The 14,099-nt window shown below is 62.5% G+C and carries 12 protein-coding genes; 2 read left to right on the plus strand and 10 right to left on the minus strand.

Features of this window, described 5'->3' with window-relative positions:
- Nucleotides 1-27: 27 nt before the first annotated feature.
- Nucleotides 28-936, minus strand: coding sequence for a GNAT family N-acetyltransferase (locus NT26_RS16565; RefSeq protein WP_052640364.1), 909 nt, complete (start codon nt 934-936; stop codon nt 28-30).
- A 137-nt stretch (nt 937-1,073) separates the two neighbouring features.
- Between NT26_RS16565 and NT26_RS16570 the strand changes: the two genes are divergently transcribed.
- Both NT26_RS16570 and NT26_RS16575 read left to right on the plus strand, forming a co-directional pair.
- Nucleotides 1,074-2,009, plus strand: coding sequence for a tyrosine recombinase XerC (locus tag NT26_RS16570; protein ID WP_052640365.1), 936 nt, complete (start codon nt 1,074-1,076; stop codon nt 2,007-2,009).
- A 177-nt stretch (nt 2,010-2,186) separates the two neighbouring features.
- Entirely contained in the window at nt 2,187-3,176 is a 990-nt protein-coding gene (locus NT26_RS16575; protein WP_244467706.1) for a TraB/GumN family protein, read from the plus strand.
- Here NT26_RS16575 and NT26_RS16580 read toward each other — a convergent pair.
- The 9 genes from NT26_RS16580 to mdh all read right to left on the minus strand — a co-directional run bounded on the left by NT26_RS16580 (nt 3,173) and on the right by mdh (nt 13,950).
- Nucleotides 3,173-3,670, minus strand: a complete 498-nt coding sequence (locus tag NT26_RS16580) for a cytochrome b (RefSeq protein ID WP_052640366.1) — start codon at nt 3,668-3,670, stop codon at nt 3,173-3,175. The genes NT26_RS16575 and NT26_RS16580 overlap by 4 nt on opposite strands.
- Nucleotides 3,671-3,787: 117 nt before the next feature.
- A complete protein-coding gene (gene lpdA / locus NT26_RS16585; protein ID WP_052640367.1) occupies nt 3,788-5,194 on the minus strand; it encodes a dihydrolipoyl dehydrogenase in 1,407 nt (468 codons plus the stop codon).
- A 59-nt stretch (nt 5,195-5,253) separates the two neighbouring features.
- Nucleotides 5,254-5,895, minus strand: a complete 642-nt coding sequence (locus NT26_RS16590) for a LysE family translocator (protein WP_052640368.1) — start codon at nt 5,893-5,895, stop codon at nt 5,254-5,256.
- Nucleotides 5,896-5,906: 11 nt separating this feature from the next.
- Complete coding sequence (locus NT26_RS16595) at nt 5,907-6,320, minus strand: MAPEG family protein (protein WP_052640369.1); 414 nt, start codon at nt 6,318-6,320, stop codon at nt 5,907-5,909.
- Between the two features lie 25 nt (nt 6,321-6,345).
- Nucleotides 6,346-7,590 (minus strand): 2-oxoglutarate dehydrogenase complex dihydrolipoyllysine-residue succinyltransferase, encoded by a 1,245-nt coding sequence (gene odhB / locus NT26_RS16600; protein WP_052642296.1) that lies wholly within the window; start codon nt 7,588-7,590, stop codon nt 6,346-6,348.
- Between the two features lie 49 nt (nt 7,591-7,639).
- The gene (locus NT26_RS16605) at nt 7,640-10,639 is read right to left on the minus strand and encodes a 2-oxoglutarate dehydrogenase E1 component (RefSeq protein ID WP_052640370.1); all 3,000 of its coding nucleotides are present in this window, start codon (nt 10,637-10,639) and stop codon (nt 7,640-7,642) included.
- A 200-nt stretch (nt 10,640-10,839) separates the two neighbouring features.
- Nucleotides 10,840-11,745, minus strand: coding sequence for a succinate--CoA ligase subunit alpha (gene sucD, locus NT26_RS16610; RefSeq protein ID WP_052640371.1), 906 nt, complete (start codon nt 11,743-11,745; stop codon nt 10,840-10,842).
- Between the two features lie 17 nt (nt 11,746-11,762).
- Nucleotides 11,763-12,956: an ADP-forming succinate--CoA ligase subunit beta gene (gene sucC, locus NT26_RS16615; protein WP_052640372.1), complete on the minus strand. Its 1,194-nt coding sequence runs from the start codon at nt 12,954-12,956 to the stop codon at nt 11,763-11,765.
- Nucleotides 12,957-12,987: 31 nt separating this feature from the next.
- The gene (gene mdh / locus NT26_RS16620; protein WP_052640373.1) at nt 12,988-13,950 is read right to left on the minus strand and encodes a malate dehydrogenase; all 963 of its coding nucleotides are present in this window, start codon (nt 13,948-13,950) and stop codon (nt 12,988-12,990) included.
- Nucleotides 13,951-14,099: the final 149 nt, after the last annotated feature.

Below are 14,099 nucleotides of genomic sequence, written 5' to 3' on the forward strand. Positions count from 1 at the left end.
AAACATCTGATATTGCAGCTGGACGCCTTATTCCTGCGCCAGGCTGAATACCGAATGATGGTCTTGCGCCAGTTCGAAGACCGCGTGCTTCTCGATCGCCCGCGTAACATCCTGCGGATCGCCTTCCAGCTGCTCCGGCTGGATCAGATGCCCGATCGTCACGTCGAAACGGTTGCCCTTCTTGTTGAGGAGTTCGTAGAAGACCGTCATGTCGCGCAGCTCGGTCGACCACTTGGCAAACCAGTAGAAGAGCCCCGAATTGCGCGCCTTCATGTGGATCGGCAGGATCGGCAGGTTGTATTTCTTCGCAAGTCCGACAGCCGACGTCTTCCAGGGCCGCTCGTTGAGCCGACCGTCCGCCCAGTAGGCGATGCGCCCCGACGGGAAAAGCACCATCACCTTGCCGTCCTCGACGGTCTTGTTGGTCAGGACAAGCGTCTCGCGGGTCTTGAGCTTGCTCTTGTGTTCCTCCCGCCATTCGACGGGTATGATCATTTCGGCGAAGCGTGGATTGACGCGGACGGCATCACGGTTGGCGAAAACCATCATGTCGGGTCGGCGCGGCTTGAGGACGTCGAACACTGCGACGCCGTCGGCAATGCCCGTCGGGTGATTGCTGACGAGAATGAAGCCGCCGGTTTCGGGAATGCGATCTGCATTGGTCACGCGGACATCGAGCTTGAGCGTGTCGCTGAGATATTCGAAGGACTGGAAGCCCGGCATCGCTGCGATGTCATTCGCGAACTCGATGGCACGGTCGTAGCGCAGCAAGGAATAAAGAAATGGCCGCATCACCGGCCAGAGCGGATGCTTGACGATGCGCTGTCCCCGCTCAGCAATGAGAGTATCAACGATGTGACCGGGTTTACCTTGGGAAACCAGAGAAAGTGCTTCGGCAAAATGCCCGAGGGAGGACATTGAATCTCGGCGCGCCATACGAACTCCTGCAGAGAGGATAGGGGTATATCGCAGTCCGATATGATCGGCCAGTGACAACGGTCGCATCCTTCAGTGAATAGTAACGCGATCAGAAGCAATCTGGGGTCACCCTGCACCGATTCAATAGGCATGACTTGAGCGACATACTAACGATCGCAGCCCCAGACCTCCTCCAGCATCGCGTGGAATGGCTGGACAATCTGGCACGGGAGCGGCGTCTTTCCGCCAACACGCTTGAAGCCTACGAACGCGATACCCGCCAATTCCTGAGCTTCCTGACCGGTCATCTCGGTGGTCCGCCTCGGGTCGCCGACATCCACACGCTCCGCCCCGCCGACCTGCGTGCATTTCTGGCAGTCCGCCGGCGCCACGGCTCCGGCGCCCGCTCGCTTGGGCGGCACCTGGCAGGCTTGCGCTCGTTTCTTCATTACCTGGAGCGGCAGGGCCTGATCAACGCAGCGGCTGCCGGCGCTGTCCGTGCGCCTCGGCAGCCGAAATCACTCCCGAAGCCGCTCAGCGATCGACAGGCACTGGCGGTCGTCGGCCAGGACGCCCAACTGCAGGAGGAACCCTGGATCGCCGCGCGGGATGCTGCCGTGCTGACGCTGCTTTATGGCTGCGGACTACGAATATCGGAGGCCCTCGCACTGACGTTGCGGGATCTTGAGGCTGGTACCTCTGGCCTTCGCGTCACCGGCAAGGGCGGCAAGGTCCGGATCGTACCGCTGCTCCCCGTCGTGGTCGAGGCGGTGGCAGCCTACCGGAAGCTCTGTCCCTATGCTCCTCCGCCGGACCAGCCCTTGTTTCGCGGCGCCCGTGGGGGACCGCTGCAGCCCGCCATCATTCAACGCGGCATGCAGAAGCTGCGCGGCGCGCTCGGCCTGCCTGACACCGCCACGCCGCACGCGCTGCGCCACTCCTTCGCGACGCACCTCCTGGCAGGCGGCGGTGATCTGAGGACAATCCAGGAGCTTCTGGGACATGCAAGCCTCTCGACGACGCAGGTCTATACTGGCGTCGACACGCTACGCCTGCTGGAGGTCTACGATCGGGCGCATCCGCGGGCATAGGATTGCCTTAACCATCCGCCTTAATGGCTCGTGCAGGTCGTGAGGTTAAGGTCCTTGTGGCCTCCCTGGAAGGATGACATGACGACCCACGCCCTCTTCCCGCTGCCACGGCGCTTGCTGCACCAGCTGTCCGCAACTGCCCTTTGGCTGCTCGCCGCCGGCCACCTGTTGGCGCTGATGTCCCTGCTGATGATCCTTCTCATGTACGCGCCGGCAAGAGCAGAGACTGCATGTCACGGCAAGAACCTGCTGAAAGGCTTGCAGCGTGACGATCCACAGGCCTACGCCGCTGTGATGGCGGAGGGCCGAGACGTGGTGAACGGCCAAGGTCTCTTCTGGAAGGTCGAGCGCGAGGGCATTGCCCCGTCCTACCTGCTGGGCACCATGCACGTGACTGATCCGCGTGTCCTGAAGATGCCGCCGGGCGCCGCAGAGGCGCACGCAGCCGCACGGGTGATCGTCATCGAATCCGACGAGATCCTCGACGAGCGGAGGGCGGCTGCCGCCATCCTGGCCAGACCTGAACTGACCATGTTCACGGATGGCCGGTCGATCGAGAATCTTCTGCCCCCGGAAGATCTGGTGGTCCTGAAGGAAGGGCTGGAGGAAAGGGGTCTCGTCCTTTCCGCAGTGTCGCGCATGAAACCCTGGATGCTGGCAGGCTTTGTGGCGACTTCAGCCTGCGAATCGGCGCGCAAGGCAGGCGGCGCCATATTTCTCGACAAGAAGATCGCGCTCGACGCCATGGCATCCGGCAAGCCCGTGAAGGGGCTGGAAACGCTTCAGGAGCAGCTGGCGGCGATGGCTGGAATGCCGATCGACTTCCATCTCCAGGCTCTTGTCGAGACGGTCAGGCTCGGCGGCCGGATGGACGATGTCGTGGAGACGACGACGGAACTCTATCTCGCTGAGGAAACGGGCGTGACTATTCCGGCGCTGAAGGCGCTGACCCCGACATTGACCGAAGGGGACGAGAGCGCCTACGCCGCTTTCGAAAGCGCGGTGATTTCCGACCGCAACCATCGGATGGCGGAGCGCGCCGCACCCATTCTCGCCGAGGGCGGCGCCTTCGTGGCTATTGGGGCCCTGCACCTGCCGGGCGAGGATGGGTTGGTCGAATTGCTACGCAAGCAGGGCTTCACCGTCAGCCGTTCCCGGAAGCACTAACCGACCGTCCTTCGCTTCATGACGTTCGTCTTCCAGTAGAACTGGTGCGCCAGCACGCCCAGAACATGAGCGACGATCAGAAGCCACAGGAGCGCCTTCAGCGGTCCCCCGTGAAAGTCGCCCGCCTGCTCGTTGCCGAGATAGTAGGCACCAGCGCCGGTCAGCGGCAGGGCCAGCAGCAACACGTAGAGCAGTCCGTGCGCAGCCTTGGCGGCGATCCGGAAGATCGGCGGCTCCTCCACAGGCAGTGCCGGGCTCTTCATCGTCAGCCGCAGCACGATCCGCCAGACGGTGAGTATCGCGATCAGGATGCCGGCATAGGCGTGAAGGTTGGCGCTTGCCACCTGCTCGGCGGTCGCCGCACCCGCCTGTCGAACTGCGCGGTTCCACTCTTCCATGCCTTCCGGAAGCAGAAGGTTGAAGAAGACCAGAGCGACGACCAGCCAGTGCAGGATGCGTTGGGAAACAGAATAGGAAACGGTGTCGGAAGCCATTGTCTTGCCTTTCGTCAACACGTTGCGCGGCAATTGCTTCCGGATGTTAAAGGCCGCAGCCTGCGTGGCAAGCTGCGGCCTTCAAGATGAAGAAGATTTAATGCCCGTCTTGCGTTTCTACATGTGGAGCGGCTTGAAGAAGGTGGCGAGGGCTGCCTCCTTCACCGCTTCCGACATGGTCGGATGCGCATGGCAGGTGCGGCCAAGATCTTCCGACGATCCACCGAACTCCATCAGCACGGCGATCTCGTGGATCATTTCGCCCGCACCGAAGCCGACGATGTGGCCACCGAGCACGCGATCCGTCTCCTTGTCGGCGAGGATCTTCACGAAGCCGTCCGTCACCTGCATCGCGCGGGCACGGCCGTTCGCGGTGAAGGGGAACTTTCCGACCTTGTAAGCCACTCCTGCCGCCTTCAGCTCTTCCTCGGTCTTGCCGACCGAAGCGACTTCCGGCTGCGTATAGACGACGCCAGGAATGACATCGTAGTTTACATGGCCGTGCTGGCCGGCGAGAATTTCCGCCAGCGCCACGCCTTCGTCTTCCGCCTTGTGGGCGAGCATCGGCCCCTTCACGACGTCGCCGATCGCATAGATGCCGTCGACATTCGTCTTGTAGTGCCCGTCAATCTCGACCCGGCCGCGATTGTCGAGCGCCACGCCCGCCTCTTCGAGGCCAAGGCCTGCCGTATAGGGCTTGCGGCCGGTGGAGATCAGCACGACATCCGCCTCGATCGTCTGCGCTTCGCCGCCCTTCACAGGCTCGAACGTGACCTTGGCACCGGCGCCGGACTTTTCGACCCCGGTCACCTTTTCTCCCAGGTTGAAGGTCATTCCCTGCTTGGCCAGCATGCGCTGGAACTGCTTGGAGACCTCGCCGTCCATCCCGCCGAGGATGGTGTCCAGGTATTCGACGACCGTCACCTTGGCGCCGAGGCGCATCCAGACCGAGCCGAGCTCCAGCCCGATCACGCCACCGCCGACGACCACGAGGTTCTGCGGCACCTTGTCGAGCGCGATTGCGCCGGTGGAGGAGACGATCACCTTCTCATCGACCTCGACATTCACGCCGGGGATGCCGGCAACGTCGGAACCGGTGGCGATGACGATGTTCTTCGTCTCCAGTTCCTGGGTGCTGCCGTCCTCGGCAGTCACGGAGACCTTGCCGGCCGCAACGATCTTGCCGGTTCCGATCAAGCCGTCGATCTTGTTCTTCTTGAACAGGAAAGCGACCCCGTCGACGTTCGACTTCACCGTCGCATCCTTGTGCGCCATCATCTTTTCAAGGTTGAGCTTGGGAGCCGGGATCTCGACGCCGAGCGAATCCATGCCGTGGGCGGCATGATGGAACATCTCGGAGGCATGCAGGAGGGCCTTGGAGGGAATGCAGCCGACATTGAGGCAGGTGCCGCCATAGGTGGCACGCTTCTCGACCACGGCAACCTTCAGCCCGAGCTGGGCCGCCTTGATGGCGCAGACATAACCACCGGGTCCGCTTCCGATAACGACGACATCATAAGCCATGTTCTAAATCCTGGTCCTGTTTCTGGCGGCGTTACCCGCCAATATTTCGAGAATGGCCCTTAGGCCGCCTTTTCAGTCGCAAGCTTGATACCGAGCGCGATGAATACCACGCCACTGGTCCGGTCGATCCACTTGCTGGCGCGCGAGAACGCTGCGCGCATGCGCGGCGTGGTCATGAACGCGCTCACGCCCACGAACCACAGAATGAGGCAGGTTGCCATCACCGTGCCGTAGCCGAACTTGATCGCCATCGGCGTATGGGCGCTGACGACGGATGAGAAGATCGACAGGAAGAAGAAGACCGCCTTCGGATTGAGTGCGTTGGCGGCGAAGCCGAGCATGAATGCCTTCGAAGCCGTCTGGCTTCTGACAGCGCCGGATTCGGTCTCCGCCGAGATGGTGATCTCGGTCCTGCCCGCCCTCAGTGCCTTCACCCCGATGTAGATCAGATAGGCAACGCCCAGCCATTTCACCATGTTGAACAGGTAGACCGACTGGGACACGATCAGCCCGAGCCCGAGAATGGTGTAGGTAACGTGGAGCATCAGCGACGCTCCTATGCCGAAGCTCGTGATGATCGCCTGCCGCCGGCCGTGAACCACCGCCTGCCGCATCACCATGGCGAGGTCAGCGCCGGGCGAAACAATGGCGAAGGAGAAAATGGCCATCAGCGAGATCAGTTCGATGAAGTAGGCGTGCATGACGCGATCTCTCAGAACAAAAGCGTGGCCATCATGACGACGAGACCAACAACGCTCATCAGCCATGCGAGCGAACGGATGTAAGGCACGCCTGCCAGGTAGAGCGGGATATAGACGATGCGGGCGATGAGCCAGGTCCAGGCGCCGGCGATGCCGACACCTGACGGATCACCAATGAGCCCAAGTGCAAGGAGAAGCCCGATGAATGCCGGATAGGTTTCCTGGAAGTTCTTCGACGCGCGGGCGGCTCGTCCGGCAAGGACGCCCTTTGGCTGCCGCTCCTCGTCGCGCGGTCCGGCATTCCAGGCCGATCCAAGCTCCCGCGTCGCCAGCATGCCCTGCAGCAGGATATGAAAGAACAGCAGGGCCACGCTCAGGCACAGCACGATCACCATATGGGTGGCGTTTGCCGAGGCGGGGTCCATGCTGCTCTTCCCTCTTCTTCAGACCTTACAGGTCGAGAACCAGGCGCTCCGGATCTTCCAGGCTTTCCTTGACGCGCACGAGGAATGTCACCGCTTCCTTGCCGTCAACGATCCGGTGGTCGTAGGAGAGCGCGAGATACATCATCGGACGGATGACGACCTGGCCGCCAATGGCAACCGGACGCTCCTGGATCTTGTGCATGCCGAGAATGCCGGACTGCGGCGCGTTGAGGATCGGCGAGGACATGAGTGAGCCGTAGACGCCGCCATTCGAGATGGTGAACGTGCCACCCTGCATGTCGGCCATGCCAAGCTGGCCATCACGGGCGGCCTTGCCGAGGCGGCCGATTTCCTTCTCGATCTCTGCGATCGACATCTGGTCCGCATCACGCACGACCGGGACGACCAGGCCCTTGTCGGTACCGACGGCAACGCCGATGTGGCAGTAGTTCTTGTAGATGATGTCGGTGCCGTCGATCTCGGCGTTGACGGCCGGCAGTTCCTTCAGCGCGTGCGTAACGGCCTTGGTGAAGAAGCCCATGAAGCCGAGCTTCACGCCGTGCTTCTTCTCGAAGATGTCCTTGTAGCGGTTGCGCAGGTCCATCACCGCCTTCATGTCCACCTCGTTATAGGTGGTCAGCATGGCAGCAGTGTTCTGTGCGTCCTTGAGGCGGCGTGCGATCGTCTGGCGCAGGCGCGTCATCTTCACCCGTTCCTCGCGTCCCGCATCTTCGGTCGTCGACGGCGCGCGCGCGGCCTTCGGAGCCTCAGCGGATGCGGCGGGGGCCGAGACGCCCTTGGCGACGGCGGCGATCACGTCGCCCTTCAGAACCTGGCCGCGCTTGCCGGATCCTTCCACCTGATCGGCAGACAGTTTGTTTTCGGACAGCATCTTGGCGGCGGCGGGTGCTGCCGGCATGTCGGAGGTGCCCTTGGCGGCCGGTGCCGGCTCGGCGGTCTTGGCAGGAGCCGCTTCGGCGGCCTTGGCAGGAGCTTCGGCCTTGGCGGGAGCAGCCGGTGCCGCACCGGCGGCACCTTCGGCGATCTGGCCGAGAAGTGCGTCGAGCCCGACGGTCTCGCCGTTCTGTGCGACAATTTCCGTGAGCACGCCCGAAGCCGGTGCCGGAACCTCGACGGTAACCTTGTCCGTCTCGAGCTCGACCAGCGGCTCGTCCGCCTTCACGGTATCGCCGACTTTCTTGAACCAGGTGCCGACTGTTGCCTCACTGACGGACTCGCCGAGGGTAGGGACGCGGATTTCGGTGGCCATGGAGTGTTTCCGTTTCTCTAGAATGTCGATCTTGTCGCTGGCGGCCAGATCAGCCGCCAAGCGCGTCTTCGAGGAATGCTTCGAGCTGGGCGAGGTGCTTCGACATCAGACCCGTCGCCGGCGATGCCGCTGCAGGGCGGCCGGTGTAACGAACCCTCTGGTACTTGGCATCGATATGCGCCAGCACCCACTCCAGATAGGGGTCGATGAAGGCCCACGCACCCATGTTCTTGGGTTCTTCCTGGCACCAGACCATCTCCGCATTGCGGAAGCGGGACAGCTCGTTGATCAGCGCCTTCGCCGGGAACGGGTAAAGCTGCTCGATGCGAAGCAGGTAGACGTCGTCAATGCCACGCTTCTCGCGCTCTTCCAGCAGATCGTAGTAGACCTTGCCGGTGCACATGACGACGCGACGGATCTTGGCATCCTTCTGCAGCTTGATCGGACCGTCCTTGATGACTTCCGCATCGTCCCACAGCAGGCGATGGAAGGCAGACTCACCAGCCATCTCCGCGAGGGTTGACGTAGCCCGCTTGTGACGCAGCAGCGACTTCGGCGTCATCAGGATCAGCGGCTTGCGGAAGTCGCGCTTCACCTGCCGGCGCAGGATGTGGAAGTAGTTCGCCGGCGTCGTGCAGTTGGCGACCTGCATGTTGTCCTCGGCGCACATCTGCAGCCAGCGCTCCAGGCGGGCAGACGAATGCTCGGGGCCCTGACCTTCATAACCGTGCGGAAGCAGGCAGACGAGACCAGACATGCGCAGCCACTTGCGCTCACCCGACGAGATGAACTGGTCGAAGACAACCTGCGCGCCGTTAGCAAAGTCACCGAACTGCGCTTCCCAGAGCGTCAGTGCGTTGGGGCGCGCCAGCGAGTAACCGTACTCGAATCCGAGGACCGCTTCTTCGGAGAGCATCGAGTTGATGACCTCGTAGCGCGCCTGGGTCGGCGCGAGGTTGGACAGCGGAATGTAGCGCTCTTCCGTCTCCTGGTCGTAGAGCACGGAGTGACGCTGCGAGAAGGTGCCGCGCTCGCAGTCCTGGCCCGACAGGCGGATCTTGGTCCCCTCGACAGCCAGCGAGCCGAAGGCCAGCGCTTCCGCCATCGCCCAGTCGATCCCCTCGCCCGTCTCCACCATCTGGGCGCGGTTTTCCATGAAGCGCTTGATCGTGCGGTGCGCGTTGAAGCCGTCAGGGATCGTCGACAGCTTGCGGCCGATCTCCTTCAACTGCTTCATCGGCACGGAGGTCTTACCGCGGCGCTGCTCGTCGGCATTGTCGGCAGAGCGCAGCCCGGACCAGACGCCATCGAGCCAGTCCGCCTTGTTCGGCTTGTAGGTCTGGCCGGCCTCGAATTCCTGTTCCAGGTGCGCGCGCCAGTCGGCCTTCATCTTCTCGAATTCGCCATCGGTGATCAGCCCTTCGGCGATCAGTCGTTCGGCGTAGAGCTGGGCTACGGTCTTGTGCGCGCGAATGACCTTGTACATCTTCGGCTGCGTGAACGCCGGCTCGTCGCCTTCGTTGTGGCCGAAGCGGCGGTAGCAGAACATGTCCACGACAACCGGCTTGTGGAACTTCATCCGGTATTCAGTAGCCACCTTGGCGGCATAGACGACGGACTCCGGATCGTCGCCGTTGACGTGGAAGATCGGCGCTTCGATCATCTTGGCCACGTCGGACGGATAAGGCGATGAGCGCGAGAACGCGGGGTTCGTCGTAAAGCCGATCTGGTTGTTGATGATGAAGTGGATCATCCCCGCGACGCGGTGACCGCGCAGACCGGACAAGCCGAGGATTTCGGCCACGACGCCCTGGCCAGCGAAGGCCGCATCGCCGTGCAGCAGCAGCGGCAGAACCTTGGCCCGTTCGTTGAGCGGGATGATGCCGTCCTTGTCGAAGGTCTTGGCCAGCATGTCCTGCTTGGCACGCGCCTTCCCCATGACGACCGGGTTGACGATCTCCAGGTGCGAGGGGTTTGCGGTCAGCGACAGGTGCACCTTGTTGCCGTCGAACTCACGGTCGGAGGAAGCGCCGAGGTGATACTTGACGTCGCCCGAGCCTTCGACGTCGTCCGGCTTGAACGATCCGCCCTTGAACTCGTGGAACACCGCGCGATGCGGCTTGCCCATGACATTGGTCAGCACGTTCAGGCGGCCACGGTGGGCCATGCCCAGCACGATCTCCTCCAGCCCTTCCTGTCCGCCGCGCTTGATGATCTGCTCGAGCGCCGGGATGAGCGATTCACCGCCATCGAGACCAAAGCGCTTGGTGCCCTTGAAGCGCACGTCGAGGAACTGCTCGTAGCCTTCGGCCTCGACCAGTTTCTGCAGGATCGCCTTCTTGCCGTTCGGCGTGAACTCGACGCCCTTGTCGGGCCCTTCGATCCGCTCCTGGATCCACTGCTTCTCCTCGGGATTGGAGATATGCATGAACTCGACGCCCATGGTCGAGCAGTAGGTCCGCTTCAGGATGTCGAGCATTTCCGGGATGGTCGCGTATTCCAGCCCGAGCACGTTGTCGATGAAGATCCTGCGATCATAGTCGGCTTCCGTGAAACCGTAGGAAGTCGGCGAAAGCTCGTTGTAATCTTCCACCGGGATGGCCAACCCGAGCGGATCGAGCTTGGCGTGCAGGTGGCCGCGCATGCGATAGGCGCGGATCATCATGATGGCGCGTACGGAATCGCGGGTGGCCTGCAGCACTTCGGTCTCATTGACGACCGTGCGGGATGCGGCAGCGGCAGCCTCGGCTTTCGCCTTGACCTTGCCCTCGATCGCCTTCTCCACCATCGGCCAGTTGCCGTCCAGCGCGGCCACCAGGTCACCACCCGGGGTAACCGGCCAGTTCCGGCGCTGCCAGGACGCACCGGCTGCAGCCTTCTTCACGTCCTCCGGACTGTCGGCAAGCGCCTTGAAGAAAGACTGCCATTCCGGCCCAACCGAATTGGGGTTCTCCTCGTACCGGGCATAGAGCTGCTCGATATAGGAGGCATTGGCGCCGTCCAGGAAGGAGGTGATGAGAAACTGCTCGTTGGCTTCTTGCCGTGCCATGGTTCTACTGCGGACGCCGCGTCCGCCTCCTGACATAATTGAAGGCCGGAGACTGGGCGCCGGCCACCGCCATCAAACTGCAATCGCCGGCGCTAGGCCGGCACACCGCGTCTACCGACGCTGAACCCGGGCAGGCGACGCATGTTCCTCGCCGCCGGCCCGAAGCGTATCCGATGCGCTCACCGCATCGCTATGTGGCCTCAGCCCTTGAGAACTTCAACCAGCGTCTTGCCGAGGCGCGCCGGGGATGGCGAAACCTTGATGCCGGCCGCTTCCATGGCCGCGATCTTCGATTCCGCATCGCCCTTGCCGCCGGAAACGACCGCGCCGGCATGACCCATCGTGCGACCCTTCGGAGCCGTACGGCCGGCAATGAAGCCTGCCATCGGCTTCTTGCGGCCCTTCTTGGCTTCGTCGATCAGGAACTGAGCGGCGTCTTCCTCGGCCGAGCCGCCGATCTCGCCGATCATGATGATCGAGGTCGTCGCGTCGTCGGCGAGGAACATCTCCAGCACGTCGATGAACTCGGTGCCCTTGACCGGATCACCGCCGATGCCGACGGCCGTCGTCTGGCCGAGGCCTTCGTTGGAGGTCTGGAACACGGCCTCGTAGGTCAGCGTGCCGGAGCGCGACACGATCCCGACCGACCCCTTGCGGAAGATCGAGCCCGGCATGATGCCGATCTTGCATTCTTCCGGCGTCAGGATACCCGGGCAGTTCGGGCCGAGCAGGCGCGACTTCGACTTGTCGAGCTTGGCCTTCACCCGCACCATGTCCATGACAGGGATGCCCTCGGTGATGCAGGTGATGAACGGGACTTCAGCCTCGATCGCCTCGATGATCGCGTCCGCGGCGCCCGCCGGCGGAACGTAGATCACGGTCGCGTCGGCGCCGGTCCGCTCCTTGGCTTCGGCGACGGACGTGAAGATCGGCAGCGAGGTGCCGTCGACGCCCGACGACCAGGATTCGCCACCCTTCTTTGGGTGCACGCCACCAACCATCTTGGTGCCGTAGTAGGCGAGCGCCTGTTCGGTGTGGAAGGTGCCGGTCTTGCCGGTCAGGCCCTGGACGATGACCTTGGTGTCTTTGTTGACGAGAATAGACATTTTGCGGTCCTTCCAGGTTAGGCTTCGATCGCCGCGACGATCTTCTTCGCCGCGTCGTCAAGGTCGTCAGCCGCAGTGATCGCTAGGCCGGATTCGTTCAGGATCTTCTTGCCGAGCTCGACATTCGTGCCCTCGAGGCGCACGACGAGCGGAACCTTCAGGCCAACTTCCTGCACCGCAGCAACCACGCCTTCCGCAATCACGTCGCAGCGCATGATGCCGCCGAAGATGTTGACGAGGATGCCCTCGACCTTCGGGTCGGCGGTGATAATCTTGAAGGCTGCCGCCACCTTCTCCTTGCCGGCGCCGCCGCCGACGTCGCAGAAGTTCGCCGGCTCCTTGCCGTAGAGCTTGATGATGTCCATCGTCGCCATGGCGAGACCGGCACCGTTGACCATGCAGCCGATGTTGCCGTCGAGGGCCACATAGGCGAGGTCCCACTTGGAGGCCTCAATTTCCTTGGCGTCTTCCTCAGTCTCGTCACGCAGCGCCCGCACGTCGTCGTGACGGAAAAGCGCGTTGCCATCGAACGATACCTTGGCGTCGAGAACGCGCAGATGGCCGTTCTGCATGACGATCAGTGGGTTGATCTCGAGCAGCGACATGTCCTTCTCGGAGAAGGCCTTGTAGAGGATCGGGAAGAGGGTCTTCGCGTCCTCGGCCGCAGCACCCGTCAGTTCGAGCGCCTTGGAGATCTTCGAGACGTCGTCCGCCGTCACGCCGGTTTCTGGATCGATGGCGATCGTATGGATCTTTTCAGGCGTGTCGTGGGCAACGGCTTCGATATCCATCCCCCCCTCGGTCGACACGACGAAGGCTACGCGGCCAACGGAGCGATCGACCAGCAGCGAACAGTAGAGCTCGCGAGCGATGTCCGCACCATCCTCGATGTAGAGGCGGTTGACCTGCTTGCCGGCCTCGCCGGTCTGGGCGGTCACCAGCGTGTTGCCGAGCATGTCCTTGACGTTGGCGATGACTTCGTCGACCGACTTCGCGAGACGGACGCCGCCCTTGGCGTCAGGACCCAGCTCCTTGAACTTGCCCTTGCCGCGGCCGCCGGCATGGATCTGGCTCTTGACCACATAGAGCGGGCCGGGGAGCGACTTCGCTGCTGCTTCCGCTCCTTCGGCCTTCATGATGGCCACGCCTTCCGCGACCGGCGCACCGTAGCTCTTCAGGAGAGCCTTGGCCTGATATTCATGGATGTTCATCAGCTTGTCCTTGGATGGTTGGCTGGCGCGATTACTTGAGTGCCGGAGCGATGTTGATGCAGGCTTCGCAGAGGCCGGCGACGGCGCCGACAGACTTCTGGAAGGCCGCTTCTTCGTCCTTGTTGAATTCGACTTCGATCACGCGCTCGACGCCGCCGGCACCGATCACGGTCGGAACGCCGACATACATGTCCTTCACGCCGTACTGGCCAGTGAGGTGAGCAGCGACAGGCAGGACGCGCTTCTTGTCTTTGAGGTAGGATTCAGCCATCTCGATTGCCGAGGCAGCCGGGGCATAATATGCAGAACCGGTCTTCAGCAGGCCGACGATCTCGGCGCCGCCGTCGCGGGTGCGCTGGATGATCTGCTCGAGACGCTCCTGCGTCGTCCAGCCCATCTTGACGAGATCCGTCAGCGGAATGCCGGCAACGGTCGAGTAGCGGGCGAGCGGCACCATCGTGTCACCATGGCCGCCCAGCACGAATGCGGTGACGTCCTGAACCGACACGTTGAATTCTTCGGCGATGAACAGGCGGAAGCGCGCGGAGTCGAGGACACCGGCCATGCCGACCACCATGTTCTTCGGCAGGCCGGAGAACTTCTGCAGCGCCCAGACCATGGCATCGAGCGGGTTGGTGATGCAGATCACGAAGGCGTTCGGTGCATACTTCTTGATGCCTGCACCAACCTGCTCCATCACCTTGAGATTGATGCCGAGGAGATCGTCGCGGCTCATGCCTGGCTTGCGGGCAACACCGGCGGTGACGATGCAGACATCAGCGCCTTCGATGGCGGCATAGTCACTGGCACCCGTCAGCTTGGCATTGAAACCGTCGACCGGCGATGACTGCGCGATGTCCAGCCCCTTACCCTGCGGTATACCGTCGGCGATATCGAACAGGACTATGTCGCCCAGTTCCTTGAGGCCGGCCAGATGCGCCAGCGTACCGCCGATCATGCCGGAACCAATAAGTGCGATCTTCTTGCGCGCCATAAATAGCTTCCTCTCGCGATCAAAACCTGTTGGCTGAGACGGCTCGCGGCCCGCCAATATGCCCACCGCCATACCGACAACCGTTGAAATTGGCAACCGGTTCTTTTGGACACAGCATTTTCAATCGGTTAGATCATCAATATCTTACG

Origin of the sequence: Pseudorhizobium banfieldiae (assembly GCF_000967425.1) — a bacterium.
In the GTDB taxonomy this organism is placed as follows: domain Bacteria; phylum Pseudomonadota; class Alphaproteobacteria; order Rhizobiales; family Rhizobiaceae; genus Neorhizobium; species Neorhizobium banfieldiae.